A 26300-nucleotide genomic window follows, 5' to 3' on the forward strand; every position below is an offset into this window, starting at 1 on the left:
CGTTGGCTATTGACTATTGTCCTACGGCTTTCACAAAAGAATAACGGTTTTGATTCGTGCTGTTGCTTAGCTGCAGAATGTAGTAGCCTGCGGCTAAGTCATGAACGGGAATGCTGGGTGCTTGAGTGCCTGTAAACCTTAGGCGCTTTACCAGCTTACCTGAGCTATCGTATATTTCAGCCATAGTGGGGGTGTAAGCCAGATTAGCCACTTGCACAAACCTGACTGTTGGGTTAGGGTAAAGTAGCGGCGCTTCATCTGGCTCAAGCGGAACCTCCAGGTTCTTGTTCTGTTGGGGAGGGTCAGCAAAGTGCAGCACCCAATCGTTCGGGTCTATCTCTATACTTTGCACTGTGCCTCTTACTCTGAAAAGATATTCTTCTGTAGGTTGGTTATGCGGCACACGTACAAGGGTATCCATTTCGGAGGTGCGGATGCGGTATTCCATGTCTGTTTTGAAAAATGGCGTGGTGCTGCTCGGAGTTTGTCTGTCTGCAAGCACAAGCCGCTCACCTTCCTGGTTCCACTCCACAGTAAATACAGGGTAACCGTCTCCCCTGTACCATTGCTCAAAAAAGTAGTTTAAATCCATGCCAGTGGTTTTTTCAACCACGCGCTGCAAGTCGGCTGTTGTGGCGGTGCCACCTCCAAATTCATTTTGATAATTCTGTAAAGACTGAAAGAACAGCGCATCGTTGTTTATGGCAAAGCGGAGCATGTGCACTACCGTAGCTGCTTTTTTATAGGAAAGCCTGTAGTCGAAAATGCGTCCACCATTAGTTGTGTCAGGTACAAACACGCTGCCATAGGGTACTCGCAGGGCGTAAGATTGAGCGTTGCGCATCCAAGTCTGAGCACTGGCAGGCCTAAGCCTTTGCAAGGCGATATATTCTGCATAAGAGGCAAAGCCTTCGTTCAGCCAGATGTCATGCCAGCTGGCGCAGGTAACGTTATCACCGAACCACTGGTGCGCCAACTCGTGGGCTGTTAGCGTAAACTCGAAGGTGCTTTGGGTAGTCATGGTCTGGTGTTCCATGCCGCCACCCATAGGAGCCATACTGTGCCCGTACTTCTCGGCAGTAAAAGGGTAAAGCGTAAACAGCTCTGAAAATGTTTCTATAAGCAGGGCTGTTACATCTATTTCTTCTTTAAAACGGTTAAGGGCGCCGCCTCTGTACACGTAGTTTAAAACAGGAAGAGGCTGAGGGGCCTCTGCAGGGTTAGCATAAATCAGGTATTCCTCATAATTAGAGACTGCCACAGAAATCAGGTAATAAGCAATCGGGTACCTCGACTTCCACTCAAAGCGCTTTTTATCTTCTGGCAGCTCTACCACATCGGTTAACACGCCATTAGAACCTCCTTTGTTGTCAGCGCTGGTCGTAACAAACACATGCACTGAATCGGCTTTGTCGGTAAGCACCTGCTTGGTAGGCCACCACTCGTAAGCTGCATAAGGTTGGCTGAGGCTCCAGGTTACCTGGTTCTCCCAGGTTGGTTCTGTGGCGTTGCTAAACCCGTTGCCGATGGCGGCAATGCCGCTGTAAGAGATAACCGCCTCAACGCTAGAAGGAGAAACAACAGGAGATGCCAGTTTAACCGTTACATTGTCGTCGTTTCTGCTAATATCCTGCTGTGCTGTTCCGTTAATCACCACGGACTGTATCTCGAAGTTGGGGTGTAGCTCGAAAGCAAACGTATCTAGGCGGCTGCCTCTTAGTTTGGCAACAGTTGTTACGCTACCTTCAATGTGAGTGCTGGTGCGCTCCAGGTGCAGGTCCAGTTTGTAAAAGGTAACGTCATACTGCTCCATGCGCTGCACATGCTGGGGTGTGGCAATAGCCTGGCGCTGCATAGTCTGCACTCTGGCTTCGGCACAGGTTGCTAAATTTTGGGCGCTGGTTGTCTGCGTCTGCGTTTGCAAAAGGATAAAGCAAAGCAGAGCTAGTAGCACGGTAAATTCTTTTTTCATAGCATGTTAGGTGAGGCCTGTATAAATGATTTACGCAATACAAGAGAAGAGTTAGCATTAAAAATTAGCCTGTTTTCAATTAACCAGTCAGGAACGACAAGCTTGGCTCTTCAATATTGTCCTATAGGTTTCTCGGTATAATACTTATATTCACGCCTCTGTTCAACCAGAAATTTTATGGCTTCATATATCCTATCAGAACTAAATATTTACCCTATCAAATCCCTGGGAGGGATAAGTTTAAAAGAGGCAACAGTTACAGCGAAAGGCTTGGAGTACGACCGCCGTTGGATGTTAGTAGATGCAACGGGCAACTTCCTGTCGCAGCGGCAGCATGCTATAACGACTTTGCTGCAAGTGCAACTGCAGGAGCAAGGGCTACTGGTAACGCATAAGCAAGGACTTTTTGCGCCGCTTCATGTTCCGTTTCAGCCAGAGTCGGATAAGACCTTTGACGTAATCGTGTGGGATGACACCTGCCAGGCGATAGAAGTAAGTGCAGAAGCAACAGAGTGGTTTAGCAAGGTATTGCAAATGCCTGCCCGACTGGTTTATATGCCCGATAACACCCAGCGGAAGGTAGATGAAAGGTACGCCTTCAACGATGAAGTGGTAAGCTTTGCCGACGGCTATCCTTTCCTGATGATCGGACAGTCCTCGCTCGATGATATAAACTCCCGTTTAGCTGCTCCCATTCCTATGAATCGCTTTCGCCCAAACCTGGTGTTTACAGGCGGTGCACCTTTTGAGGAAGATACCTGGAGTGAGTTTAACGTTGGAGAAGCCGCCTTTCGTGTGGCAAAGCCCTGTGCCCGCTGCGTAGTTACCACCATAGACCAGGAAACAGGTATGAAAAGTCCTGAGCCCTTAAAAACCTTAGCTTCTTACCGCCAGGTAAATAACAAAATTATGGTAGGGCAAAACCTAGTTCACACCAGCTCAGGCATCTTACGGGTGGGCGATGAGTTAGAGGTACTCACGCGGAAAGCATAGTCTTTCTGTGCTATTGTACTCTAGTAATTTGCGTTTTAACAGGAGCTGTGCTTATATTAGCTAATTAAAACTGTTTTCTGTCGCTGCTAATAAGTGATTATCAAAGAGGTTAACTACTTTAATAGCACCTTAAAAGGACTTAATGCACCCATATACCTACAGAGTCTAGCTGGTTATAATTTCTGTTTCTGATTTTACCACACTTACACCAAACTAATACTAATCTAAACTAAGAATGAAGTCAAATAAAAAACTTTTATACTTCCTGATTGGCACAAGCTGCTTTGTGTCTGGTGCTTTCGTTTCGAGGGTATCCGAAGAGAAAATTACAGTAGATGTGCTGCGCGACGCTCAGAAGCTGATGGGCCTAAACTTTAAAGATGCCCAACTAGACTCTGCTTTGAGTGATATTCAGGATTACAAAGAAGGGTACGAAAGAATACGCAAGCAACCGCTGACAAACGATGTAGCGCCTGCCCTTGTTTTCAATCCAGTGCCAGTCGGCTATACTTTCGAGAAGAAGCAGGAGGCTTTTGAAGTAGACCATCCGAAAAAAGTAAAGCTGCCGCAAAACAGGGAAGAGTTGGCCTTTTATTCTGTTCCTCAGCTAGCAGAGCTTGTCCGCACGAAGCAAATATCTTCGGTGGAGCTTACCCAGTTTTACCTGGACCGCCTGAAGAAATATGGCCCTACCTTAGAGTGCGTGGTAACGTTAACAGAGGAACTCGCTTTGCAGCAGGCGCGCCAGGCTGATCAGGAAATTAAAGCAGGTAAATACAAGGGGATGCTGCATGGTATTCCTTTCGGTGTAAAAGACCTGCTTTCTACCAAAGGGTACAAAACTACCTGGGGAGCGATGCCTTATAAAGAACAGATGCTAGACAAAGACGCCACTGTAGTGAAGCGTTTGCAGGATGCTGGTGGGGTGTTAGTTGCTAAAACAACATTGGGCGCTCTGGCTATGGGCGATGTATGGTTTGGAGGTAAAACCCGTTCTCCTTGGGATATTACAAAGGGTTCCAGTGGTTCATCCGCAGGTTCTGCCTCGGCTGTGGCAGCAGGTTTATTGCCTTATGCTATCGGTACCGAAACTTTAGGATCTATTGTGTCACCGTCTACGGCTTGTGGTACCACAGGCTTAAGGCCTACCTTTGGCCGAGTAAGCCGCGATGGCGCGATGGCGCTAAGCTGGTCTATGGATAAAATCGGTCCGATAGCTCGTTCTGCCGAAGATTGTGCCATTGTATTCAATGCTATTTACGGCCCAGACGGTAAAGACCTTTCTGTATACGACGTACCGTTTAACTATAACAAAAGCATCAATCCTAAAAAGCTGCGAGTAGGGTACCTGAAAAATGACTTTGAGCGCAACTACGGTCAGTTTAAAGAAAACGATCAGGCAACTTTGGAAGCACTGCGCAAAGCAGGTATCGAGCTTATCCCGATTGAGTTGCCAGACCTGCCAGCGCGCGATATAACCATGACTATTTCGGTAGAAGGTGCAGCAGCGTTTGACGACCTTACTCGTAGTGGCCGTGACAGTCTGCTAGTACAGCAGCATAAAAACGCGTGGCCAAACAGCTTTAGAGCAGCACGCTTTGTAACAGCAGTAGAGTATTTGCAGGCGCAGCGTGTACGTACCTTGTTGGTGCAGCAAATGCAGGAGAAGCTTAAAGATGTGGATGTGTATATCAGCCCATCTTTTGCCAGCAACAACCTGGTGGTTACAAACCTGACTGGGCACCCGTGTGTGGTCGTGCCAAACGGTTTCCAGAAGAATGGCATGCCTACTACAATCACCTTTATGGGCAAGCTGTTCGGAGAAGGACAGGTATTAGCGTTGGCTAAGTTCTACCAGGACCTTACCTCGCATGAGGAGCAACACCCACCTATGACTTTTGCAAACGCCAAGAAGTAAAAATACCACAGTCTTAGTGGCTGCTCTAAATTAAATATTAGAAATGAGGCATAAAGTGCTCCTCCAACTGGGTTCTTAAACAGATATCTTAATTGGAGGAGCACTATTAAATAAATGCTATCAGTAAGAATTAGCTAATCTAACATCAACAAAACATGTTCTTTAAAAAGAAAGCCATAGCCTTTATGGTAATCAGCCTCGGGCTTTGCGGAAATATACTGCAGGCCCAGGATAACAAAATGGAGCTAAGCGTGGAGAAGATCATGCGCGATCCGAAATGGATTGGTACTTCACCGAGCAACATCTTTTGGTCCGAAGACGGTAAGAAGATCTATTTTTCCTGGAACCCAGAGGGCAACCGTAGCGACTCGCTTTATAGCGCAACAGCTGATGGAAAGAACATAAAAAAGGTATCTCCGCAGGAACGGCGCAGTTTGCCGTCGCCGTACGGCAGCTACAACAAAGCCGAAACCAAAAAGGTGTACGAAAAGAACGGCGATATCTTTTTATATGATGTAAAGTCTGGCAAAACACAGCAGCTTACCAATACAGTAGAGCGGGAGAGTAGCCCTTCGTTTAGCTTTGATGAGCAGGAAGTGCTTTACTTGAACGAGAATAACATGTATGCCTGGAGTATAAAGAATGGGCAGGTAGTGCAGTTAACTGACTTTAGAAGAGGACGTAAACCAGGGGCTCGCGAAACGAAAGATCCTCAGCGCGATTGGCTGAAGGAGCAGCAGCTGGCCCTGCTGGGAACAATACGTGAAAGCGAATCTGCCAGAGAGGAACAACAGGCACAGCGAAAGTTGGAGGCACCTGCTCGTCCGAAGGAGATTTATATTGAGGATAAGTCTGTTTATAGTGTAGTGCTGAGCCCGGATGAACGCTTTATCACTTACAGTTTAGTAAACAGGCCAGCCAATGCAAAAGGTACTATTGTGCCGAATTATGTAACAGCGTCTGGTTATACCGAAGATATCAATGCCCGCACAAAAGTAGGTGATGCACAGGCTTCCTATGACTTTTACATCTATGATACAAAGCGCGACTCTACGTTTGCGGTTTCGATGAAAGATGTAGACGGAATTTATGAGCAGCCAGATTATTTAAGCGAAGCCTCTAAAGCAGCCAAGCCCGCTGACGCTTCAAAAGAGAAGAAAGAACCGAGGGCAACAGCCATCTACGGCCCTTATTGGTCAGACAACGGAAAGAGTGCCGTGGTAGTGGCACGGTCTGCAGATAACAAAGATCGCTGGATTCTTAAACTTGACCCAGCCACAGGAAATTTATCAGTACTGGATCGGCAACATGATGAAGCTTGGATAAATGGCTACGGTGCTGGCGAGATAGGCTGGATGCCAGACAATGAAAACGTGTGGTTTGTGTCGGAGGAAAGTGGCTACGCGCACCTTCATACTGTAAATGTAACCAACGGAAAGAAAAAGGCTCTTACGAGCGGCAAGTTTGAGGTATCGGAACCTCGCATATCAGACGATAAGAAAAACTGGTATTTTTCTGCAAATAAAGTACACCCAGGCGAGCAGCATTTTTACCGCATGCCTTTACAGGGCGGTAATATGGTGCAGTTAACCTCTATGCTAGGAGCACATGATGTAACAATGTCTCCAGACGAAAAAACATTGGCTGTACGCTACTCCTATAGCAACAAACCATGGGAGCTTTTTGTGATGGACAACAAAAAGGCGGCAAAGCCGCGCCAGGTAACACAGTCTTTAACAGAAGAATTTAAGTCTTACGATTGGCGTGAGCCAGAGGTGATAACCTTCAAAGCCGAGGACGGTGCCGATGTATATGCTCGATTATATAAACCTGCCAGTGCGCAGCCTAAAGGGCCTGCTGTCGTTTTTGTGCACGGAGCGGGTTACCTGCAAAATGCGCACAAGTACTGGAGCAGCTATTTCAGAGAGTATATGTTCCATAACTTTTTGGTAGATCAGGGCTATACCGTATTAGACATCGACTATAGAGGCAGTGCGGGGTATGGCAGAGATGTGAGAACAGGCATTTATCGTTTTATGGGAGGTAAAGACTTAAGTGACCATGTGGACGGAGCAAAGTACCTGGTAGATCAGCACAACATAGATCCGAAGCGCATTGGAATTTACGGTGGTTCTTACGGTGGTTTCATTACGCTGATGGCCATGTTCACACAACCCGATGTGTTTGCAGCAGGGGCAGCGCTCCGATCTGTTACTGACTGGGCACACTACAACCACGGCTACACTTCTAACATTCTTAACACACCCCAAACGGACAGCCTGGCCTATGCCCAAAGCTCTCCTATATATTATGCCGAAGGTTTGAAAGGTGCTTTATTAATATGTCATGGCATGGTAGATACAAATGTGCATTTCCAAGATGTGGTGCGCCTTACGCAAAGGCTGATAGAGCTGGGTAAGGACAATTGGGAGCTAGCTGTTTACCCTGTCGAGAACCATGGCTTTGTGGAGCCTGCCAGCTGGACAGACGAATATAAACGTATTTATAAGCTGTTTGAAGAGAACTTGAAAGAAAGCAAGATCGAATAAGCTAAAAAAGCTACTATATCATGATAAAAGAAGGGGCTGCCTAACATGTTAGGCAGCCCCTTCTTTTATGATAAAACAGGTAAAATGTATAAGTCTTACAGAAAACAACCTTTTTCGCTACATCTGTACGATGTTACCACATGATAAGGTGCTTGAAAATGGGTTAATAGAAGGAAATAGGGGGTTAATAGATAAAAAGACCCTATTAAAAGCAAGGCGTATACGTGTTTTTTGTAAAAAAAGTTTTGGAAGTCGGATTTTAGTGCTAATTTGGAAATCATATTCAACAAACTAACCAATTACTAATCTAATTTTATGAGAAAAGTTCTATTGATGAATTTGGCTCTGCTCTTTGTGCTGATCAATCAGGCATGGGCGCAGGGCCGTACTGTCTCAGGTAGAGTTACAGACGCAGAGGCTGGGATTGCTCTTCCTGGAGTGGGAGTCGGGGTGAAGGGTACCACATCAGGTGCTATTACTGGGCCAGACGGTAGGTATACTATTACGTTGCCCTCTGAGGACGCAACTTTAGTATTTAGGTTCTTGGGTTATGTTACTCAAGAGGTGTCTGTGGATGGTAGAAGTACTGTGGATGTACAATTAGCTGGAGATGCAAAGCAATTATCTGAGGTTGTAATTCAGGTACCTTATGGTTCAGTTGCTAAAACAGCTTTTACTGGTGCTGAGTCTACAATTACATCTAGATCTATTGAAAGACAGCAAGTAACTTCAGTTACCCGTGTTCTGGATGGTCTTGTTGCAGGTGTGCAGACTACAAATGGTGGCGGTGGTCCAGGTTCAAATGCGGATATCCGTGTGCGTGGTATTGGTTCGATCAATGCGAGTAGCTCTCCGTTATATGTAGTAGACGGCATTCCTTACGATGGAAACCTTCAGTCGATTTCTACAGACGATATCGCCTCAGTAACGGTATTGAAAGATGCTGCTGCAGCTGCACTTTATGGCTCTCGGGCTGCAAACGGTGTAATTATGATCACAACCAAGAGAGGCACGAAAGGTAAGCCAACAGTTGCTGTAAACCTTAGAAGAGGTATTTCTGAGCGTGCTATACCAGAATACGATCGTGTAAACTCACAGCAGTATTATGAGTTGAGCTGGGAAGCCATGAGAAATAACCGTCTTGCTGCAGGTTTATCAGAAGCGGATGCAAATCAGTATGCATCTGATAGAATTGGAGGAGCAAATGGACTTGTATATAACCCTTTTAATGTTGCCAATACAGATATTATTGATCCGGCTACAGGACAATTGAATCCTAATGCTCGGTTACTTTACCAAGACAACTGGGCGGATGTGTTATTCCAGCAAGCTGATAGAACAGACTTGAATGTAAATGTATCCGGTGGTGCAGATAATAGCGATTATTATTTGTCGGTTGGTTACATCGATGAGCAGGGTATTGCTAAGTTCTCTGGTTATGATCGTATTAACGCACGTGCAAGTATAAACACGCAGGCAACAAGTTGGTTGAAAGCTGGTGTTAACTTAACAGGAAACTTATCTGAGAACCAAGGTAATTATGCAACGGGTACTGCTACATCTAATCCGTTCTACTACTCACGCTACATGGGCCCTATTTATCCGGTTTGGCAGAGAGATGGCGAAGGTAACTTCGTGCCTGATCCAGTTCAAGGAGGTAATGCTTTAGATTGGGGTGGTGGTACTAATGCTACTATGGGTATCAGACCATATGCCCCTAACTCCAACCTGTTAGGTACATTAGCGCTTGATGAAAGATCAATCAGAAGAAGTGAGGCAACTGCAAATACGTATGCAGAAATTAAGTTCCTGAACGATTTTACCTTTAGAACTACTTTTGGAGGTAACTACTATAATGGTTTCAGCACTACTTTTCAAAACTCATTATACGGTGATGCCGCGTCAGATCAAGGTAGGTCTACTAAAGCAGACACAAGAACAACTTCCTTTACTTTTAACCAAGTGTTAACATGGGACAAGAAGTTTGGGGCTCATAGCTTTAATGTTTTAGCTGGCCATGAAAATTACAACTGGGAGTCTAGAAACGTTTCTTCTACTAAAACTGGTTTCCCTTTTCCTGGAACAACTGAGCTAGCTTCTGCCGCTATAATTACAGGCGGTACTTCTAACTTTAGTGAGCATAAGATAGAAGGCTTCTTCTCTCAGATAAGCTATAGTTTATCTGATAAGTATTTAGCATCTGCCAGCTTCAGAAGAGATGGAACATCAAGATTTTATGAGGATGCACGTTGGGGTAACTTCTTCTCAGTAGGTGCTGGCTGGAGAATCTCTGAAGAAAGTTTCTTAAGCTCAGCTGATTGGCTTGATGAGTTAAAAATTAGAGGTAGCTACGGTGAGCAAGGAAATGAGAATACATCAAGTGTATACCAGTGGCAAGGGCTTTACGGCCTAGGCTGGAATAACGCTTCTAATCCAGGTGCTTTAGTAGAAAACCTTGAAGCCAGAGAGCTACAGTGGGAAACCAATGCAAACTTTAACATTGGAGCTGACTTTAGACTCTTTAATAAAGTTGATGGTTCCGTCGAATACTTCCAAAGAATTTCTGATAACCTGTTGTTTGAGGTTCAACTTCCTTTTTCATCAGCTGGTGATTTAAGGCAATGGGCTAACGTAGGTACCATGGAAAATAGAGGATGGGAACTACAGTTAGGTTATAATGCTATTACTACCGCCGATTTCGATTGGAGAATTGATCTTAACTTAACAAGCTTTAACAATGAGATTACCAAAATGCCCAATGGAGATCCAATTATAAATGGTACTAAGAGATTGGCAGAAGGCCATGATGTATATGCATTCTGGGCGCGTGAGTATATGGGTGTAGATCCTGATAATGGCGATGCGCTGTATCGCGCTGATCCTGATTTATACGACCCAACAAGTGCTGCTTTTCAGATTGTTGGAAATGATACCCTTACAAACCGTATCGACAGGGGTGTTTATGGATACCATGGTTCAGCAATACCTGATATGACAGGTGGTCTTTCAAACTCCTTTAGGTTCAAAGGATTTGATCTTTCAATACTGGCTACATTCCAGCTTGGGGGCGAGTTCTATGACTCTAACTATCAAGGTTTAATGCACAGAGGCGCTTATGGAACTCACATGCATGAGGACTTGTTGAACAGATGGACACCAGAAAACAGGATTACTGATGTACCTCGATTACAAAATGCGATAACACTGCAGGATGGCTACTCAACCAGATGGTTATTTGATGCTTCATATGTAACCATTAAGAACATTAACTTTGGTTATGTACTGCCTAAATCTGTATCAGGCAAAATTGGTTTAAGCAATTTAAGAGCTTTTGCTTCTGTTGATAATGCATTAGTAATTACAGAGAGAGAAGGAATGGACCCGCAGCGTAGCTTCAACGGTACTGCTGATTACAGTTATCCGCTGATGCGTACTTTCACGCTAGGTCTTAATGCAAACTTTTAATAAAAAGATCAAATTTTCATGAAAAATATATTTAAGAAAGCAGTTCCATTAGCGCTTGCAGCATTAATGTTAGTGGGCTGCGAAAAGGAATACCTTGAGACAAGCCCTAATTCGGATGTACCTAATGAGTTAGTTTTTTCTACCACAGATGGTGCATTGGTAGGCCTGAATGGTATCTATAGATTTATGTGGTCAAGTGAGAACCACGATGCCTTTGGACAAAAAGCTCTTGATATAGCCATGGACTACATGGGTAGCGATATGTTTACTCCTGTAAGGGGCTATGGTTGGTTTGTTAATGATTATAATCTATCATCATTAGCAGCAACAACTAATGCCTCAAGATCAGGTTATGCCTGGAGGCATTATTACAGAGTTATCTTCAATGCTAATAACCTCATCGCAAATATCGATGGGGCAACTGGTACTGAAGAAGATAGGGAGTACATTAAAGGCAATGCGCTGGCGCTTAGAGCTTACGCATACTTTTATTTGATAAATTTATTCCAGCACACGTATGTGGGGAATGAAAACGCACCTGGTGTACCTTTATACACAGAGCCAAACGTTGAAGGCAAAGGAAGAGGTACTGTACAGGAAGTATATACCCAAATTATTGCTGACTTAACAGAGGCTGAAAGATTATTAGAAGGTAAAACCAGAATGGTAACCCCTTCTCATATTAATGTTAACGTGGCACAGGGCTTACATGCGCGTGTTGCTCTTCAGATGGAAGACTATGCTACTGCTGCCACTATGGCAAATGAAGCTCGTCAAGGCCGTACCCTTATGAATGCAGCAGCCTATCAGAATGGATTTAGCATGCATAATGCTGAATGGATCTGGGGCTTGCAGATTCCTAACGATCAGGCTACAATTTATGCATCATTCTATTCACACATGGATAATACCGCTTTTGGTTATGCTGGATTAGGGAGCACCAAATTAATAGCGAGAGAACTGTATGAAGCAATTCCTGAAGGAGATGTTCGTAAAGAGCTATTTCAAGCTCCAGTTGCAGAGCCAACAGACGATGATTGGATGAACTATACTTCCTTTAAGTTCCGTAAGCCCAACCCTAGCAATTGGGCAGGCGATTATGTGATGATGAGGGCTTCGGAGATGTATTTAATCGAAGCAGAAGCTCTTGCAAAAACAAATAGAGAGGCTGAAGCTGTAGAAGTATTAGAGGAACTTGTTCAAGCAAGGTATCCTGAGTACACTGCCCCAGCTACTTCTGGGCAAGAGCTTATAGAGGAAATCCTTCTTCAGAGAAGAATTGAGTTGTGGGGCGAAGGCTTCTCACTACTGGATATGAAGCGTCTTAATAGGGATCTTAACAGAACAGTTGGTTCTGCAGAAAATGGAGAGCATGAGGCTGGCTTAGCAGTTGTTACTCAGCGATCTATTACTGATAATGCATATTTGTGGAGAATACCACAAACCGAAATCGACTCGAATGAGGCATTAACTGCTGCGGATCAAAATCCATAATTGCATAATGACCCTGGAAACAAAAAGGCCACCAATTTGGTGGCCTTTTTGTTTCCAGGGTCATTATGCGTTGAAGGTACAGGAGTGCGTATTTCGTAATGGTAAAAGTGCTTGGATCGCTTAATGTGCTCAGGTGAAAGAGCAGGTAGTTGGTAATGACCTCGCTTTTGCTCATGATTGCCAAGCACCATGAAGGCTTACCTAAAAGAAAAGTTCGGGTAGTGTCATTAAGCTCCTGCCAGAACTCATTATTAAGGCAGAATTAAGGCAGAAAATATCTATAAGTTTAGTGTAGACAATAGTAGAAGTATTGAACTTTGGGGAGAAGGATTCCGCTTCTTTGACTTAAAGAGAACAGATAGCGCCTTAGATAGAACAGGAGCCAACCACTCTGCAACTGTTGCTTCTAACCTGCTTAATGTACCTGCTGGAGATCCATGTTGGCAGTGGCAGTTCCCAAGAAGAGAACTGGATCCAAACCCAGCCATGGAGATTGTCTTTTAGTTTTTAAGGAATAAATAAAACAAAACAGCCAACCAAACTTGGGTGGCTGTTTTGTTTTACAGGGCCGTATAGGCTGGCATAGAAACTATAGGCTTCTTAGTGAAAGTTTTCAAAAAGATAAACTTAAAACCGCCCCATGATACGTAGGTGTTGCGAAAGGCATAATATTGACAGAGGAACCCTCTTTCTTTTTATGCAGCTGCGGCACCAAGATGCCTGTAGCCGCGCCTATGGTGTAGCCTATAATATTATCACTTAAAAAGTGTTTACCAGCTCTTAGCCTAAGGTAGCCCACAGTGGCTGGCACGGCGGCTGCGGCGGCCCAAACGTAATACCTGGCTGGGGAGTCGGGGTTAAAATCATGAAAGACTTTGGCCGCAAAAAAGGTAGCGCTGGCTGTGGCCGCTGTATGGCCGCCGTAAAAGGAGTTGGTGGCATATTTATGTAAGCGAGCTTCTAAAGGAGCGTCAACAGCATATACATTGGGGCGCTTACGTTCTGTAAGGCCAGCTGTAAGGCTGTACATGGCTCCCGTTATAGACATGGTTTGAGCAAATAACAGGTACACTTCTGGGGCATTGCCAACCACTTTTTTATCCAGCAACAAGAACAAAGGCACAGCAAAAGAACCGTAAAATGGGATGTCGCTTGCTCTTTCTGCCGCTGCACTATAGTTTCCTGCTGCAAAACGATCAAACCTGTTTACATCTTTGCTGTTCAGATTTTGTAAGTCGGTTTCTGTTAGTCTTTCCTTATTTGTAAGCAAGCTACTGCCCAATACAGCACCGCCAATACCTCCTGCCGTTATAGCGCCATCTTCAAGCCAGTTTATTTTGTACGGAGGTTGTGCCTCTGCAACCTGCGTGGCCAATATAAATGCAAGAAGGAAAGCTAAAATCCTGTGCATAAGATCAGAAGCTATAAGTCATGACGGCTCCATTGAAATTCGGTGCGGAAACTGGGAAAAGGCTAAGGTTAGTTTTATTACTCTTCTTGTGTAGTTGAGGAACCAATATACCTGCGCTGGCTCCAATTACATAGCCTAATATATTATCACTTAAAAAGTGCTTACCAGCCTTCAACCTTAAGTAACCAACAGTGGCGGGCACAGCTGCGGCTGCAGCCCATACATAGTGCCTTGCAGGAGAATCAGGATTGAAATCGTGAAATATTTTAGCCCCGAAAAAAGCAGCACTTGCTGCTGCTGCGGTATGGCCTGCATAAAAAGAGTTTTGTGCGTTTGCACGTGTTTTCTCTGAGATGTCTACATTCGGGTCGTAAGTTAATGGCCTGTTTCGCGGTACGTTGCCGTTTGTCATGGTGAAAAGAGCGGCTGTAACAGCCATTGTCTCCACATAAAGTACAAATACTTGCCCTGCATTGCTTCTTACTCCATCGTTTAGGAGAAGTAAAAATGGCGCTGCGAACGACCCATAAAATGGAATGTCACTTGCTTTCTTAGCGCTTTCTGAACTGTAGCCAGCTGAAAACCTGTCGAACTTAGGCACGTCGTTTTTGTCCATGTGGGTGGCCTGGTACTCAGTTAGGCCAGGCTTGTCCTGCATTAACGTTAGGCCATAATAGCTTAAGCCCATGGTTGCACCAATGATGGGTGCATCTACTTTAAAACTGGTTTTATAGGGGGAGTCCTGCTGTGCTAAGGCGGCGTTAAAGCTAAAGGTGATTAAAAATAGTAGTGAATATATTCGTTTCATAAAATTGCTTAATAGAACATTGTGTAGTCTAAAAACGCTTGAAGCTTAGAAAAGGTTAAATCAGCTTTCTCAGAATAGCAATAGAACTATAGTGTGGGTACTGCGTTATCTCTTCAGAGAATGAACAAGATGCAAGGCCTTTTGAAATGTATAAGGCCTGCTGATGTTTTATCTGTGGAATAATTAAGCTAGTTTTGCAACCTGAAAACAGAGCGATTAGCCGATCTTTAAATATTAAATACGGAACAGTATGCCATACTTATTTACTTCTGAGTCTGTATCAGAAGGACACCCAGATAAAGTTGCGGATCAGATCTCAGATGCACTTCTAGACGAATTCTTAAAGCAGGACCCTCAATCTAAAGTAGCCTGCGAAACATTGGTAACCACTGGTTTGGTGGTGCTAAGCGGCGAAGTGAAAACAGAGGCTTACGTAGATGTGCAGAAAGTGGCCCGTGATGTTATCAAGCGTATTGGCTATACTAAGTCAGAATATAAATTCGACGCAGATGCTTGCGGTGTTATTTCGGCTATACATGAGCAATCGAGTGACATAAACCAAGGAGTGGAGCGTGCTAACCCAGAAGACCAGGGTGCAGGCGACCAGGGCATGATGTTTGGTTACGCAACAAACGAGACTGACAACTACATGCCCTTGGCTTTGAGCATATCACACCTGCTGCTGCAGGAGCTTTCTGCCATACGTAAAGAAGGTAAAGAAATGACTTATCTTCGCCCTGATGCTAAGTCGCAGGTTACTATCCGCTACAGCGATAATCATGTGCCTGAGAAAATTGATACCATCGTTATTTCTACGCAACACGATGAGTTTGAAATGGCGACAGAAGACAGTGCAGAGGCAAGACAGCAGGCGGAGGACAAAATGGTGCAGAAAATATCGGAAGATGTTGCCAAGGTGCTGATGCCGCGTGTGCTAAACCTACTGCCAGAGCGAATCCAAAAGCTTTTCAACGACGATATTGTTTACCACATTAATCCTACTGGCAAATTTGTTATCGGTGGACCTCATGGCGATACTGGATTAACAGGACGTAAGATTATTGTAGATACGTATGGTGGTAAGGGTGCACACGGTGGCGGTGCTTTCTCAGGAAAAGACTCTTCTAAGGTAGACCGTTCGGCTGCTTATGCCGCACGCCATATTGCCAAAAACCTTGTTGCAGCTGGTGTAGCAGATCAGGCGCTGGTGCAGGTAGCTTATGCTATTGGTGTGGCAAAGCCTGTAGGCTTGTACGTAACCACCTATGGCTCTACAAAGGTGCAAGATGCCAATGGCAATGCCCTAAGCGACGGTGAGATTGCTGAAAAAGTAAACAAACTGTTCGACCTGCGCCCATACGCTATCGTGCAGCGCTTTGGCTTACAAAACCCTATCTTCTCCGAAACTGCTGCTTACGGGCACATGGGCAGAACACCAGGAGTAAAGACAGTAGCAGTAGGTAAAAATGGCCAGACAGAAGAAAAGGAATTCGAAACCTTTACCTGGGAGAAGCTGGATTACGTAGACAAGATTAAGGCAGAGTTTGGCCTGTAAAAAACAGATACAGGACATTAGTCTATAAAACAGAAGGGCCAGCTACATGTAGCTGGCCCTTCTGTTTTATAGACTAAGCAACTAGGAATTCGTAATTCTGAATTCGTAATTGCGGAAGCTCTGCTTCCGCTAGTGTGCTGCTTGTTTCTCTTTGTGTCTTTTAAGCTGTCTGCGCATGGCGTCAACGGCCGCGTCTGCAGCAGCTTCAAAAGAAGGAGCATCCTCTTGCGAGAAAAGTGTTGTGCCAGGCACAAATAGTCTCACCTCCACAGTTTTGTTGTCTATGCCTCCCTGGTTATTGTTTTTAAGGAATACTTCCCCATCTATTATCTTATCGTAGAACGTTTCCAATTTATTCACCCTCTGCTGAATAAACTCATTCAGCTGTTCGTCAGCATCGAAATTAACGGAATACATTTGTAGCTTCATAGTTGTAATAATTTAAAGTTTAAAATTTAGGCCTTAGGATGAGCTTTTTCGAAAATTGACTTAAGCTTATCTATTGAATTGTGGGTATAAACTTGCGTTGCCGCCAAGCTTGAATGTCCCAGCAAGTCCTTTATAGCGTTTAAATCTGCTCCTTTGTTTAGCAAGTGTGTCGCAAAAGAGTGCCTAAGTACATGTGGGCTGTTATGTTCTGAGGTGGTTATCAAGCTGATATACTTTTTTACGACACGGTAAACAAATTTTGGATAGAGTGGACGAGCCTTAGTAGTAACGAGCAGTTTCTCGGAATAGTTATCGCCAAATTCACTTTTCTTGTGCTCCAGATAAGTGGCTATACTCTCGACAAGAGACTCGTTGATGGGTATGATTCTTTCCTTGTTTCCTTTGCCGAGTACCTTCACTGTTTTCGACCTCAAGTCAAGATCTGTTTCGGCTATGCCAATAAGTTCAGCCAGTCGAATACCTGTGCCATACAGAAATTCCAGAACCAGCCTGTCTCGCTGCCCTTCAAAGTTGTCTTCAAATTCAAAGTTATCGAGTAGGTTGTTGAAAGGCTGCTCCGCTACAAAGCCAGGTAATTTTTTAGATACTTTAGGAGCTTTAATGCGCAGCATAGGATTTACCTGCACACGTTGCTGTGCCAGCAAAAATTTGTAATAAGACCGAAGGCAGGCAATTTTCCTGTTAATGGACCGCGGCTGTATGTTATTGTGTACAAGAGTCAGAATCCAGGAACGGATAATGGTGTGGTCTGCCTCTGCGGGGTCAGTTATTTCATATACCTGCTGCAGGTAGGTAGCAAACTGACCTAAATCTGTGTGGTAGGAGGTAAGGGTATGAGGGCTATAGCGCTTCTCGTACTGAAGGTACTTAAAAAATAAATCCATAAATTCGAGTATCTGATATACATTTCAGATACTCGAATTTATGGAAAAATAAGATATAAAGGTAAAAGGACTAGTAGTTTTGCTGTGCAAAAAGTTGCTGCTTGTACTTAGCTCTTTCCTTCTGTTTTCTTTTAGATACAGATGGTTTTTCAAAGAAAGTTCTGGATCTCAGTTCTTTAAGAACACCAGTTCTTTCGAATTTCTTCTTAAATCTTTTCAATGCACGGTCTACTGACTCGTTGTCCTTTACGTTTACAATTATCATATCTTTTTTCTTTCTTCTCTTAGATTAAGGGATGCAAATTTACACAAGCTTTTACTTAAAAATCAATAGTTTGGGTAAAAATTATCTCTATAAACAATAAATTTCTACGCATAAAGCGCTGAAAGGCTTTATGGAAGCTGCTAAACTACTTTTTATTTAAGTATAGCTCTTGCTATAACAAGCTTTTGTATCTCGCTGGTTCCCTCGCCTATAGTGCATAGTTTGGCATCGCGGTAGTATTTCTCGGCAGGATAGTCTTTCGTGAAGCCATAGCCTCCAAAGATCTGCACCGCTTCGTTTGCCGCCCTAACAGAAACCTCTGAGGCATATAATTTGGCCATGGCAGATTCTCTGTTCACATCCAAGCCACGGTTCTTCATGTCTGCCGCCTGGTATGTAAGCAACGAGGCAGCTTCTATCTCAGTGGCCATATCTGCAAGCTTGAAAGAAATACCTTGCAAGCTTGAAATAGGCTTGTTGAACTGATGGCGCTCCTGCGAGTAGGCCAGTGCCACCTCAAATGCACCTTGAGCTATGCCCAGCGAAAGCGCTGCAATTGAAATGCGTCCGCCATCCAGTACCTTCATCGCCTGAATAAACCCTTCGCCTACATTGCCAATAACCTGATCTTTGTGCACGCGGCAATCCTGGAAAATAAGTTCAGTGGTTTCGGAGGCACGCATACCTAGTTTGTCTTCTTTGCGACCAGCGCTAAAGCCTTCGGTGCCCTTCTCAATAATGAAGGCAGTCATGCCATGCGAGTCGCCTACATCGCCTGTGCGCACTATTACTACTGCCACATTGCCAGACTTGCCGTGCGTAATAAAGTTCTTAGCGCCGTTTATTACCCAGTGGTCACTGTCCTGCACTGCAACGGTACGCATATTGCCCGCGTCAGAGCCTGTGTTAGGTTCGGTTAGCCCCCAGGCACCGATCCATTCGGCGGTAGCTAACTTTGGCAGGTAGCTTTTCTTCTGCTCTTCGTTGGCAAACTGTAGAATGTGGCCCGTGCATAAGGAGTTGTGGGCAGCCATAGACAATCCGATAGAGCCATCGATTTTAGCAAGCTCGGCAATTGCGGTTACATACTCTAAATAACCGAAGCCAGAGCCACCGTATTCTGTAGGCACGAGTACGCCCATCAGGCCTAACTCCCCGAGCTGTTTAAAAACTTCGATAGGAAACTCCTGCGTTTCATCCCATTCGCGCATCTTGGGTTTTATGTTTTTCTTCCCGAAATCACGGACCATGTCCGCAATCATGCGCTGGTTTTCTGTTAGATTGAAGTCCATTGATAGATTAATAGTTATGTTGTAGCGGATTATTATGGGTCGACTATATAACGAATATGAAATGTAATCGTTGTAATAAAGCTGTCATGTTTGCATAGGCGGCCCAATTGTTGTAGTGGTTTTTCAGTTGTCGGTCTATCTTTATCGGTAGCTGTTTATAGATGAAGCAGCTATTTTGATGCATTTTTTAAATTGTGTTATTTTGAATAAGTATATACGGCAGTACCTGCCCATAGAGGGTGTTTAGCAAGTGCTTATCAGCGTTTTTTGTTGTAAATGATAAATTTTTTAAAAAACTTATTTGGTGGTGAGGCAGCTGCCATAGAAGGAGCTAACTTTGGGCAGCTTAGCGTGGATATGCACTCGCACATTCTGCCAGGGCTGGATGATGGCTCAGAGTCTATGGAGCAGTCGCTGGAACTGGTGCGTGCTATGCAGGAACTAGGGTACCGAAAGCTAATTATGACCCCACACATCATGAGCGATTTTTACAAAAATACGCCAGAAGGTATACGGGAACGGCTGGAACAACTCAGGCAAGCCGTAAAAGATGCTGGTATTGCTATGGAGCTGGACTGTGCAGCAGAGCACTACCTCGATGAAGGCCTGATGAGAAAGCTGAACGAAAAGGAGGAAATCCTAACTTTTGGAAAGAATTACCTGCTTTTCGAAACATCTTTTTTAAATGAGCCGCTGCACCTGAAGGACGCTGTGTTCAAAATGCGTTCTAATGGCTATCAGCCTGTTTTGGCGCACCCAGAGCGATATACTTATTTTTACAGGAAATTTGATGAACTGGCAGCTTATAGAGAAGAGCTGGGAGTGTTGTTTCAGGTAAACCTGAACTCCCTTGTTGGCTATTACTCCTCTGGGGCAAAGCAGGTGGCAGAAGAGTTGGTGGATGCCAAGATGGTAGACTTTCTTGGTTCTGATGCCCATGGTATGAAACACCTGAACTCGCTACACAAAGTGACTGGCTGCAAGTATCTGCAAAAAGCACTGGCACTTCCTTTACGCAACTCGCAACTTTAATTGCTTATCTTCTCCTCGTATGGTTTTTGTAACTGGCGGCAGCGGCCTTATCGGTAGCTTTCTTATTGCTGAACTCTTGCAGCAGGGGTATGAGGTAAAGGCTCTGTACCGAAAGCAAATTCCAGCTATAAAAGGAGGCGAAAATGTAAACTGGATAGAAGGCGACATTCTGGATCCTGTGCTGCTCAGAAAAGAGTTGGCTGGTGTGGAATATGTCGTGCACAGCGCTGGACTGGTGTCGTATGCGCCGCAGGATAGTGAGCTTCTAAAACAAGTAAATATAGAAGGCACAGCCAATATTGTAGATGCTTGTTTGGAAACTGGCATTACAAAACTCTGCCACGTTAGTTCTATTGGCGCTGTCGGGAGGCCTAAAGGCGCGAAAATACTGACAGAAGAAAATAAATGGGACGCTGCCGAAGAGCATTCGGCCTATGCCAGTTCGAAGTATTTAGGCGAACTAGAAGTATGGCGTGGTGTGGCCGAGGGGCTGAAAGCTGTTGTTGTGAACCCATCCATCATACTTGGTCCTGCCGATTGGAACCGTAGTAGCACGCAGCTGTTCAAGTACGTGTTTCAGGAGCGGGCTTTCTATACTGATGGCACAGCTAACTTTGTAGATCTGCGTGATGTGGTGGAGGCAATAATGCAGCTTACTTTCTCGGATATATCAGGAGAAAGGTATATATTAAGCGGAGGGCAGCTGAGCTATAAAGCATTCTTTGATAAAGTTGGGCTGTACTTCGGTAAAAAGGCCCCTGGCATAAAAGTGCCTGCTGCTGTAGCAGAAGTTGTTTGGCGGTTTGAGTATGTTCGTTCTTTGCTCACGGGCAAAAGACCTTTAATAACGAAAGATACAGCCCGTGTATCTGTAAAAACACACAAGTTTAGTAACGAAAAAGTGGTGAAGGCTACAGGTTTGAAGTTCAGATCATTAGATGAAACAATAGCCTGGAGCTGCGAACAACTACAAAAACAAGAGCTGGCGGCAGTACGCTGAAGCCTGTTTTGACTAAACTATTTACAGTATTAAAATGTAGTATGACAAAGGCTGTTACATAACAGCTGGTTGGATTTTGGAGATGAAAGAAAACTTTGATGAACATAGCGAAGAGCTGGAATTGGTTCAGCGATTCGAGCAGATGCTTGGGAAAAACGAGTCTGCTTTTTTTGATCTTGGCGATTTCGAATTGATTATAGACCACTACACTGCTAACTTCGACTATAAGAAAGCAATTCTGGCCTGCGATTCTGCTATTGCCCAATACCCGTTTTCCTCTGAGCTTAAAATAGATAAGGCGCAGTTGCTGGCTATGGCTGGTAATTTCGAAGATGCGCTTACACTTATAAATGAAGTGGCTGATGTAGAGCCCGACAACCCTGATGTGCTGCTGACGCGCGGTATCATTTTCACCCAGCGCGGTGACTATCGTGATGCCATCGACCATTTTAAAAAGGCTTTGGCTTTCGCCGACGATCGGGACGATATTTACTTTAACATCGGACTTGCCTACCAAACCTGGGGTAAGTTTAGCTCAGCTATCAAATACTATAAAAAGTGCGTTGCGCTTAACATAGAAAATGAAGCTGCTATGCAGGAAGTGGTGTATTGTATGGAGCTTACAAACTCTATACGGGAGCACCTGCCTTTCTTCGAGGAGTTTGTAGATAGTGACCCTTACTCGTCTGTAGCATGGTTTAACCTGGGCAATGTGTATAATAAGCTAAGCGCTTACGATAAAGCCATTGCTGCCTACGACTATGCGACCATTATCAAGCCTGATTTTATTACGGCTTATAATAACATGGCAAATGCCTATGTGTTTTTGGGAGAATATACAAAAGCGATAGAGGCCTTCAACGCTATGCTGGAACATGGCGATCCATCGGCAGAAGTGTACTGCAACATAGGTGAATGCTACGAGAAGCTAAAGCAGTGGGATCTTTCCAGGCGCTACTACCAAAAGTCTACCGACTTAGACCCTGAGATGGATGAAGCCTGGTTTGGCATTGGTGTGATACTGGATGCGCAGGGAAAATGGTACGAAGCCGTACATTTTTTTAAGAAAGCAACTGAGCTTTATAACGATAGCGCTGATTATTGGATTGCTTTGGCCGCTGCCGAGTATCATGTAGGGCATGTGGTGTCGGCGCTGGAGAGCTACGAGCGTGCCGCAGAGATACAGCCTGGCGATAAAGACATATACCTGAACTGGTCTATTATACTGTTTGAGCAGGGCAATTTTGATGAGGCAACAGACATTATCCTCAATGCCATAGAGATTCAGCCAGACGAGGCGGAACTGTATTACAGGGCCTGTGCTTATATGCTTTCGGCAGGAAAATACCGAGAAGCATATAATTATTTAGAAAATGCGTTAATTTTGGATTTCGAAAAGCACAAACTGCTGTTTGAGTTCTTTCCAGAACTGGAGTCGCAGCGTGCCTTGTCCCGATTAATTGACCAGTACCGCAAATAAAACTTGATGAACTACACCCTGAATAACCTGCCCGAACGCGAACAGAAACCAAGAGACAGAGGTTTTACCATGGCCATGGATAAAGGCCTTAGCATAAGGGAGGTTGAAGACTTTATAGAAGTAGCAGGAGACTACGTTGATATTGTTAAACTTGGCTGGGCTACCTCTTATGTAGTTCCTAACCTGCAAAAGAAGCTGGATGTTTACAAAGCCGCAGGTATACCTGTATACTTCGGAGGCACTTTGTTCGAGGCTTTTGTCATCAGAAACCAGTTCGAAGACTATCGTCGCGTACTTGACAGGTACCAAATGGAATTTGCAGAAGTATCGGATGGATCGCTGGATATGGATCATGATGAAAAGTGTGGGTACATCAGAACGCTGGCAGAGCAGGTAACGGTTCTGTCGGAGGTTGGCTCAAAGGATGATCAGAAGATTATACCGCCTTACATGTGGATTAGGCTGATGCAGGCCGAGCTGGAGGCAGGTGCCTATAAAGTAATAGGTGAAGCTCGTGAAGGTGGTAACGTAGGTTTGTTCCGTTCTACTGGCGAGGTTCGTAGCGGCTTGGTAGAAGAAATCCTGACGAAGATTCCGTTTGAGAAGATTCTTTGGGAAGCTCCTCAGAAATCGCAGCAGGTATGGTTTATCAAACTATTAGGCGCCAATGTTAATTTAGGAAACATAGCACCTAGCGAGGTGGTGCCACTTGAAACAATCCGTTTAGGTTTGAGAGGCGACACCTTTGATCACTTCCTGGATTTGAAAACTCCTTGTTAATACGCTGAAGTATAAGATACATTATTTAAATTGCCCGTCGGTTTGTCCGCACGGGCAATTTTTATTAGAAGACACTACGCTTACTATATGGAATCAGTAAAAGAAGAAACCAACACACAGAGAAGAACGGTTAAAGAGTATTTTTTGCTTTTCTCGAAAGGCGTAGGTATGGGCGCAGCCGATGTAGTGCCTGGCGTGTCGGGCGGTACGATTGCCTTTATCACAGGTATTTACGGAGAACTTTTAAACGCTATTCGCTCTGTAAACGGAGAGGCTGTAAAACTGCTGTTACGCTTCGACCTGAAAGGTTTGTGGAAGCACATAAACGGAAGCTTCTTGCTGGTGCTGCTGGCAGGTATTGGCTTCTCTGTTGCCTCGCTTTCAAGGCTGATTCTTTTTCTGTTAGATAACTACCCAGAGTTGCTGTGGTCATTCTTTTTTGGTTTGATTGTAGCGTCGGCGATAGTAGTTGGTAAAAAAATAACCAGCTGGACACCTGCCGTTGTCATAGCGGCGCTGGCAGGTGCGGCCATTGCTTATTATATAACAGTGGCAACTCCAGCTCAAACTCCCGAATCTTATTGGTTTATATTTCTGTCTGGTTCCATAGCCATTTGTGCCATGATTTTGCCAGGTATATCAGGTAGCTTTATTCTAGTGCTGCTAGCCAAGTACGAGTTTATCTTAGGTGCGGTAAAAGAGATTCGGCTAGATATAATTGGAACGTTTGCTGTAGGCTGCGTAACGGGTATATTGGTTTTCTCGCATGTGCTTAATTGGATGCTGAAGCACTACCACAACATAACCGTAGCCTTACTGACAGGTTTTATGGTAGGCTCTCTAAACAAAGTGTGGCCCTGGAAGAATACGCTACAAACCTATACCGACCGCCATGGAGTGGTAAAGCCCCTTGTGCAGGAAAACGTGCTGCCAACTGAGTATCTGCAAATTACAGGCAAGGAGCCTTACCTGATGTATGCCATTGTGCTGGCCATTCTTGGCTTCCTGCTGGTATACCTGGTAGATCGCTTTACAGCCGATAACACAGCAGAAGCCTAGCATAATTTTCTTTCTTACTAGTACAGGTTCTGTAAGCACAGGGCCAGAGAAACAATTAACTACACTCCATTAGTATATGCGTACGTTTGGTCTTATCGGTAAAAAACTTGGACACTCTTTTTCGAAGCGCTACTTCTCTGAAAAATTTCAGCGAGAGGGAATAACTGATGCCCATTATGAATTGTATGAGCTGCCTGGCATAGATGAGTTACCAGTACTGTTAGCCAAAGAACCGACTTTGGTAGGACTTAATGTAACGGTTCCCTACAAAGAGGTGGTTATCCCTTTTTTGGACAAGCTAAGCGATGCGGCAGCACAGATAGGAGCGGTTAACACCATCAAAATAGAAAACGGAACCACGACTGGCTATAATACCGACTACATTGGTTTCAGAAATTCGCTAGAGGATTTTTACCCTGAACAGGAGCGTAATAAGGCATTGGTGCTAGGTACAGGCGGTGCTGCAAAAGCTGTGTTAGCAGTGCTAAAAAGCCTGGGCGTGCCTTATACTTCTGTTTCACGTGTGGCAAACTCAGAGGCCATTGCTTATACCGACGTTTCGCCAGCAACTCTAAAAGAATACAACCTGATCATCAATACAACACCCCTGGGCATGTACCCAGAGGTGGAGACCTTGCCAGCACTGCCTTATGAAAGCTTAAGTGCAGGACATTATTTATATGATTTGGTTTATAACCCCGAGCAAACTGCTTTTCTGCAGCAGGGGCAAAAGGCAGGTGCTAAAACGAGTAGCGGCTTGGCTATGCTGCACGGGCAAGCTGAGGCAGCTTGGGAAATCTGGAATAACACAGCGGGATAATACAAAACTAAATTTTTAAAAATATTGATATTCTGTAACTTGTAGCGTGTAAAGCTGCGTAAAGGGCTATAAAATATGACATCTTATGGCTCAGCTACAAACTATAAAATTAAAAGCACACAATCTAAATGCAGAGGTATACGCTCTGTATTTATCTTACCTAGATACCCGCGTAAAGTGGTACGTTCGCGTGCTGCTGGCTTTTGTAATCGGCTATGCGCTTAGCCCAATCGATTTTGTGCCTGATCTGCAGGCCGTCTTTGGATTCTTGGATGATGTAGTGGTTATTGCTGCTGGATTAAGCTTTTCTTATCAACTTCTTTCTAAAGACGTACTTGGCAAAGCTCGTGTACAAGCTTACGAGGCACTAAACGGCGATAAAGAAAGTGTGATGGCGGCCTACCGCATTATTGGTTATACCTGGATGCTTGCCTTCTGCCTGCTAGCAATTATTGTGTACAAGCTCCTGAACTTAAATTCTTTTTAAGAAGATCTCTAAAAGGTAAGTTTTAGAATAAATTTTGCTCCCAAGCATACATTCCCAAAAAGCCTCCTGAATAAGGAGGCTTTTTTAGTGACGGCTATCACACCTAAGACTCTTTTATAGGATCGGTTTCTGTAAGAATAACTTTATGGGGAAGGTGAAAATACCTATAACTTGGTATTGTAGTGCGTTTGTGTGTGTTATAGATTTGCACTCAATCAGATGTTTTTTCTTCTTCAAATGTTAAAGTTGTAAAGTTAGATTAGTTGTTTTCATGGCCTCTAGAGCGAAAGTTCTAGAGGCTTTGTTTTTGTACAGGTACAGCTACAGGAGGCAACTATCAAAAACTGCGGCTAAACCTGCATCAGTACTTAAATTGACACAATGTGAAGTGGTAAATTGGCGGGATGGATAGTTAGTTATATTAAATGATTATAAATATCTCTTCGTTAAAGGCAATGACACATGTAGTAAGTGCTACATTATCATATATTTACATCTCGATAAGTCTGCTGCGGCTATACTGCCTACCAAGTGCCTTATCGACTAAAAATTTGGTTGTGGTTTAGAATGTATGATGTAGGAATAA

At 44.3% G+C, this 26300-nt stretch carries 21 protein-coding genes; 14 read left to right on the forward strand and 7 right to left on the reverse strand.

Annotation, left to right across the window (positions count from 1 at the left end; translation table 11 throughout):
• Positions 1–13 precede the first annotated feature (13 nt).
• Complete coding sequence (locus tag LN893_RS15010) at positions 14–1972, reverse strand: M1 family metallopeptidase (RefSeq protein ID WP_229971450.1); 1959 nt, start codon at positions 1970–1972, stop codon at positions 14–16.
• A gap of 177 nt (positions 1973–2149) precedes the next feature.
• On the opposite strand from LN893_RS15010, the gene LN893_RS15015 reads away from it, so the two are divergent.
• The 6 genes from LN893_RS15015 to LN893_RS15040 all read left to right on the forward strand — a co-directional run bounded on the left by LN893_RS15015 (position 2150) and on the right by LN893_RS15040 (position 12895).
• Positions 2150–2965: an MOSC domain-containing protein gene (locus tag LN893_RS15015; protein ID WP_229971452.1), complete on the forward strand. Its 816-nt coding sequence runs from the start codon at positions 2150–2152 to the stop codon at positions 2963–2965.
• A gap of 235 nt (positions 2966–3200) precedes the next feature.
• Positions 3201–4883, forward strand: coding sequence for an amidase (locus LN893_RS15020; protein WP_229971454.1), 1683 nt, complete (start codon positions 3201–3203; stop codon positions 4881–4883).
• Positions 4884–5038: 155 nt separating this feature from the next.
• Entirely contained in the window at positions 5039–7432 is a 2394-nt protein-coding gene (locus LN893_RS15025; protein ID WP_439651216.1) for a prolyl oligopeptidase family serine peptidase, read from the forward strand.
• A gap of 315 nt (positions 7433–7747) precedes the next feature.
• Entirely contained in the window at positions 7748–10897 is a 3150-nt protein-coding gene (locus LN893_RS15030) for a SusC/RagA family TonB-linked outer membrane protein (RefSeq protein ID WP_229971456.1), read from the forward strand.
• Positions 10898–10915: 18 nt separating this feature from the next.
• Complete coding sequence (locus tag LN893_RS15035; RefSeq protein WP_229971458.1) at positions 10916–12391, forward strand: RagB/SusD family nutrient uptake outer membrane protein; 1476 nt, start codon at positions 10916–10918, stop codon at positions 12389–12391.
• 276 nt (positions 12392–12667) lie between these two features.
• Positions 12668–12895 (forward strand): RagB/SusD family nutrient uptake outer membrane protein, encoded by a 228-nt coding sequence (locus tag LN893_RS15040; RefSeq protein ID WP_500797096.1) that lies wholly within the window; start codon positions 12668–12670, stop codon positions 12893–12895.
• Positions 12896–13004: 109 nt separating this feature from the next.
• Here the strand turns inward: LN893_RS15040 and LN893_RS15045 are convergent, their stop codons facing one another.
• Together LN893_RS15045 and LN893_RS15050 are read right to left on the reverse strand one after the other, a co-directional pair.
• Positions 13005–13802, reverse strand: coding sequence for a phosphatase PAP2 family protein (locus tag LN893_RS15045; protein ID WP_229971460.1), 798 nt, complete (start codon positions 13800–13802; stop codon positions 13005–13007).
• Positions 13803–13806: 4 nt separating this feature from the next.
• The gene (locus LN893_RS15050) at positions 13807–14610 is read right to left on the reverse strand and encodes a phosphatase PAP2 family protein (RefSeq protein ID WP_229971462.1); all 804 of its coding nucleotides are present in this window, start codon (positions 14608–14610) and stop codon (positions 13807–13809) included.
• A gap of 250 nt (positions 14611–14860) precedes the next feature.
• Here LN893_RS15050 and metK point away from each other — a divergent pair, with 250 nt between their 5' ends.
• Positions 14861–16165: a methionine adenosyltransferase gene (gene metK, locus LN893_RS15055; RefSeq protein WP_229971464.1), complete on the forward strand. Its 1305-nt coding sequence runs from the start codon at positions 14861–14863 to the stop codon at positions 16163–16165.
• 129 nt (positions 16166–16294) lie between these two features.
• On the opposite strand, the gene hpf is transcribed toward metK, so the two are convergent.
• The 4 genes from hpf to LN893_RS15075 all read right to left on the reverse strand — a co-directional run bounded on the left by hpf (position 16295) and on the right by LN893_RS15075 (position 19056).
• On the reverse strand, positions 16295–16594 hold the full coding sequence (gene hpf / locus LN893_RS15060; protein ID WP_229971466.1) for a ribosome hibernation-promoting factor, HPF/YfiA family: 300 nt from the start codon (positions 16592–16594) through the stop codon (positions 16295–16297).
• Positions 16595–16620: 26 nt separating this feature from the next.
• Positions 16621–17499: a tyrosine-type recombinase/integrase gene (locus LN893_RS15065; protein WP_229971468.1), complete on the reverse strand. Its 879-nt coding sequence runs from the start codon at positions 17497–17499 to the stop codon at positions 16621–16623.
• 70 nt (positions 17500–17569) lie between these two features.
• A complete protein-coding gene (rpsU, locus tag LN893_RS15070; protein ID WP_229971470.1) occupies positions 17570–17764 on the reverse strand; it encodes a 30S ribosomal protein S21 in 195 nt (64 codons plus the stop codon).
• A gap of 152 nt (positions 17765–17916) precedes the next feature.
• Positions 17917–19056: an acyl-CoA dehydrogenase family protein gene (locus LN893_RS15075; protein WP_229971472.1), complete on the reverse strand. Its 1140-nt coding sequence runs from the start codon at positions 19054–19056 to the stop codon at positions 17917–17919.
• A gap of 276 nt (positions 19057–19332) precedes the next feature.
• On the opposite strand from LN893_RS15075, the gene LN893_RS15080 reads away from it, so the two are divergent.
• The 7 genes from LN893_RS15080 to LN893_RS15110 all read left to right on the forward strand — a co-directional run bounded on the left by LN893_RS15080 (position 19333) and on the right by LN893_RS15110 (position 25714).
• Complete coding sequence (locus tag LN893_RS15080; RefSeq protein ID WP_229971474.1) at positions 19333–20088, forward strand: tyrosine-protein phosphatase; 756 nt, start codon at positions 19333–19335, stop codon at positions 20086–20088.
• A gap of 19 nt (positions 20089–20107) precedes the next feature.
• On the forward strand, positions 20108–21088 hold the full coding sequence (locus LN893_RS15085; RefSeq protein WP_229971476.1) for an NAD-dependent epimerase/dehydratase family protein: 981 nt from the start codon (positions 20108–20110) through the stop codon (positions 21086–21088).
• Positions 21089–21170: 82 nt separating this feature from the next.
• Positions 21171–22568 carry a tetratricopeptide repeat protein gene (locus LN893_RS15090; RefSeq protein WP_229971478.1) on the forward strand — a complete coding sequence of 466 codons (1398 nt, stop codon included), beginning with the start codon at positions 21171–21173 and terminating at the stop codon, positions 22566–22568.
• Positions 22569–22574: 6 nt separating this feature from the next.
• Positions 22575–23348: a phosphosulfolactate synthase gene (locus LN893_RS15095; RefSeq protein WP_229971480.1), complete on the forward strand. Its 774-nt coding sequence runs from the start codon at positions 22575–22577 to the stop codon at positions 23346–23348.
• A gap of 87 nt (positions 23349–23435) precedes the next feature.
• Positions 23436–24407, forward strand: a complete 972-nt coding sequence (locus tag LN893_RS15100; RefSeq protein WP_229971482.1) for a polyprenyl-phosphate transporter — start codon at positions 23436–23438, stop codon at positions 24405–24407.
• Positions 24408–24483: 76 nt separating this feature from the next.
• Positions 24484–25227 carry a shikimate dehydrogenase family protein gene (locus LN893_RS15105; RefSeq protein WP_229971485.1) on the forward strand — a complete coding sequence of 248 codons (744 nt, stop codon included), beginning with the start codon at positions 24484–24486 and terminating at the stop codon, positions 25225–25227.
• A gap of 85 nt (positions 25228–25312) precedes the next feature.
• Positions 25313–25714, forward strand: a complete 402-nt coding sequence (locus LN893_RS15110) for a YkvA family protein (protein WP_229971487.1) — start codon at positions 25313–25315, stop codon at positions 25712–25714.
• Positions 25715–26300 lie beyond the last annotated feature (586 nt).

It is taken from the genome of Pontibacter harenae (genome assembly GCF_020907245.1).
GTDB classification, from domain to species: Bacteria; Bacteroidota; Bacteroidia; order Cytophagales; family Hymenobacteraceae; genus Pontibacter; species Pontibacter harenae.

Excerpts from the sequence above, each read along its gene's own strand:
- LN893_RS15035 (WP_229971458.1), top strand. The coding sequence starts at position 10,916 with ATGAAAAATATATTTAAGAAAGCAGTTCCATTAGCGCTTGCAGCATTA.
- LN893_RS15110 (WP_229971487.1), top strand. The coding sequence starts at position 25,313 with ATGGCTCAGCTACAAACTATAAAATTAAAAGCACACAATCTAAATGCA.
- metK (WP_229971464.1), top strand. The coding sequence starts at position 14,861 with ATGCCATACTTATTTACTTCTGAGTCTGTATCAGAAGGACACCCAGAT.
- LN893_RS15080 (WP_229971474.1), top strand. The coding sequence starts at position 19,333 with ATGATAAATTTTTTAAAAAACTTATTTGGTGGTGAGGCAGCTGCCATA.
- rpsU (WP_229971470.1), bottom strand. The coding sequence starts at position 17,764 with ATGATAATTGTAAACGTAAAGGACAACGAGTCAGTAGACCGTGCATTG.
- LN893_RS15100 (WP_229971482.1), top strand. The coding sequence starts at position 23,436 with ATGGAATCAGTAAAAGAAGAAACCAACACACAGAGAAGAACGGTTAAA.
- LN893_RS15075 (WP_229971472.1), bottom strand. The coding sequence starts at position 19,056 with ATGGACTTCAATCTAACAGAAAACCAGCGCATGATTGCGGACATGGTC.
- LN893_RS15105 (WP_229971485.1), top strand. The coding sequence starts at position 24,484 with ATGCGTACGTTTGGTCTTATCGGTAAAAAACTTGGACACTCTTTTTCG.
- LN893_RS15065 (WP_229971468.1), bottom strand. The coding sequence starts at position 17,499 with ATGGATTTATTTTTTAAGTACCTTCAGTACGAGAAGCGCTATAGCCCT.
- LN893_RS15085 (WP_229971476.1), top strand. The coding sequence starts at position 20,108 with ATGGTTTTTGTAACTGGCGGCAGCGGCCTTATCGGTAGCTTTCTTATT.
- LN893_RS15090 (WP_229971478.1), top strand. The coding sequence starts at position 21,171 with ATGAAAGAAAACTTTGATGAACATAGCGAAGAGCTGGAATTGGTTCAG.
- LN893_RS15050 (WP_229971462.1), bottom strand. The coding sequence starts at position 14,610 with ATGAAACGAATATATTCACTACTATTTTTAATCACCTTTAGCTTTAAC.
- LN893_RS15010 (WP_229971450.1), bottom strand. The coding sequence starts at position 1,972 with ATGAAAAAAGAATTTACCGTGCTACTAGCTCTGCTTTGCTTTATCCTT.
- LN893_RS15095 (WP_229971480.1), top strand. The coding sequence starts at position 22,575 with ATGAACTACACCCTGAATAACCTGCCCGAACGCGAACAGAAACCAAGA.
- LN893_RS15020 (WP_229971454.1), top strand. The coding sequence starts at position 3,201 with ATGAAGTCAAATAAAAAACTTTTATACTTCCTGATTGGCACAAGCTGC.
- LN893_RS15025 (WP_439651216.1), top strand. The coding sequence starts at position 5,039 with ATGTTCTTTAAAAAGAAAGCCATAGCCTTTATGGTAATCAGCCTCGGG.
- LN893_RS15030 (WP_229971456.1), top strand. The coding sequence starts at position 7,748 with ATGAGAAAAGTTCTATTGATGAATTTGGCTCTGCTCTTTGTGCTGATC.
- hpf (WP_229971466.1), bottom strand. The coding sequence starts at position 16,594 with ATGAAGCTACAAATGTATTCCGTTAATTTCGATGCTGACGAACAGCTG.
- LN893_RS15045 (WP_229971460.1), bottom strand. The coding sequence starts at position 13,802 with ATGCACAGGATTTTAGCTTTCCTTCTTGCATTTATATTGGCCACGCAG.
- LN893_RS15015 (WP_229971452.1), top strand. The coding sequence starts at position 2,150 with ATGGCTTCATATATCCTATCAGAACTAAATATTTACCCTATCAAATCC.